Origin of the sequence: Providencia heimbachae ATCC 35613, from assembly GCF_001655055.1 — a bacterium.
In the GTDB taxonomy this organism is placed as follows: domain Bacteria; phylum Pseudomonadota; class Gammaproteobacteria; order Enterobacterales; family Enterobacteriaceae; genus Providencia; species Providencia heimbachae.
Genome location: NZ_LXEW01000060.1, coordinates 1 through 1,280, shown reverse-complemented (window position 1 = coordinate 1,280; position 1,280 = coordinate 1). Strand labels below are relative to the sequence as shown.

Genomic DNA, 1,280 nt, shown 5'->3' with positions numbered 1-1,280 from the left:
AAAAATGAGCATTAGCCCCTTAAACCGAGTATGACTGCCCACGCGCATAATAATCCCCAAATGAATATGACTAAGTACCACAGTTCTGTCATCATAAGTAATTAGGGAGTGGCTAAACTCCCTATCCTTTTAGTAAGAAATCACGCCGTTTTCACCATTCGTAAGATCCAACGTGCACCGGCGGAACCGGCATAAAGCACAACAATAGATGACGCTACCGCCATAATTCCAATGAGTACTGAACCAAAATCAATCGAATTAGTTAACGAAGATAAATCAACACCAGAACCCGATTCACCTGCCGCTAACGTCGCCCCTGATGATAAAGAAGCTAATAGTGCCAACCCTAATTTAATTTTGTTTATTTTGTTACCTTTCATAATTATCCTTTAAGCATGTTTAACAAATTTAATAATTGTGCCAATTCCCAATGAAAATAAATAAAGAGAAATGACAGTAGTAAAAGCCAACCCCCAATATTGAGAAGCAATAATGTAATCAATATGTGGCATTGACTCTTGAACCGTTGAATTAATCGTAAGGTTAATAGTTTGACACTCTTTTCCTGATTCAGAGCAAAGCGTTCCTATTACCGAATTGTTATTCGACTGTTCTGACATAATGAATTTTATTTATTACTGATAGGGATAAGTTTAATTGATTTAATCTTTAATGAACCAAAATCCCCTACAGTAAATGAGCTATCATCTAAAGTATAAAAACCCGCTGCATAAGGTGATGCATCTTTGTCGAGTTGGATAATAAACTTTTCCAGGGTATACACCGCCATTATAAATATATGCCACTTGCTCTCGAAACGTTAAAACTTCCCCCGTTGATTTTGAGATAACCTGTTTATTATTGACTTTACCGTCAATGTCGTTAATTTCAATTTTAATCATAAATAAAACCTTATTTAAAAAGGACATAAATTTGTTTGTAACTTCTCATTGATTAATCTTTGATATATTGGTGGTATATCAAATCGTAATTTTAAATCGCTAATATGTTCTTCACGAATAATTATGGATAAAATGGATAATGCATCCCCTTCATAATAATGAAAGACTTTTGCTAGCGTTGCCGAGGCTTGTTTACGTAGCCATTGTACGTTTGCTTCTATAGAGTCAATCGCTTTTCGCATCATTGATTTTGGTAATCGGTTTCCTTTACACGGATTGATTTGAGCCGCATAGGGACATAACCCCACATAAATCCCAGCAAGGTCGAGCAATACATCAATCGATATTTTTTTTAATTCAACTTCTGAGCGATACCAA

3 protein-coding genes and 1 pseudogene are annotated in these 1,280 nt (G+C 35.3%); all 4 read right to left on the bottom strand.

Annotation, left to right across the window (positions count from 1 at the left end; translation table 11 throughout):
- Window positions 1-140 precede the first annotated feature (140 nt).
- A complete protein-coding gene (locus M998_RS19095; RefSeq protein WP_068910368.1) occupies window positions 141-380 on the bottom strand; it encodes a hypothetical protein in 240 nt (79 codons plus the stop codon).
- A 9-nt stretch (window positions 381-389) separates the two neighbouring features.
- Window positions 390-620, bottom strand: a complete 231-nt coding sequence (locus M998_RS20140; protein ID WP_145980643.1) for a hypothetical protein — start codon at window positions 618-620, stop codon at window positions 390-392.
- 8 nt (window positions 621-628) lie between these two features.
- Window positions 629-790, bottom strand: coding sequence for a single-stranded DNA-binding protein (locus tag M998_RS19860; RefSeq protein WP_248846452.1), 162 nt, complete (start codon window positions 788-790; stop codon window positions 629-631).
- A 126-nt stretch (window positions 791-916) separates the two neighbouring features.
- Window positions 917-1,280, bottom strand: a pseudogene (locus tag M998_RS19700) (replication initiation factor domain-containing protein); the annotation flags it as partial.

Coding starts and splice junctions, on each gene's coding strand:
- M998_RS19095 (WP_068910368.1), bottom strand. CDS start 380: ATGAAAGGTAACAAAATAAACAAAATTAAATTAGGGTTGGCACTATTA.
- M998_RS20140 (WP_145980643.1), bottom strand. CDS start 620: ATGTCAGAACAGTCGAATAACAATTCGGTAATAGGAACGCTTTGCTCT.
- M998_RS19860 (WP_248846452.1), bottom strand. CDS start 790: ATGGCGGTGTATACCCTGGAAAAGTTTATTATCCAACTCGACAAAGAT.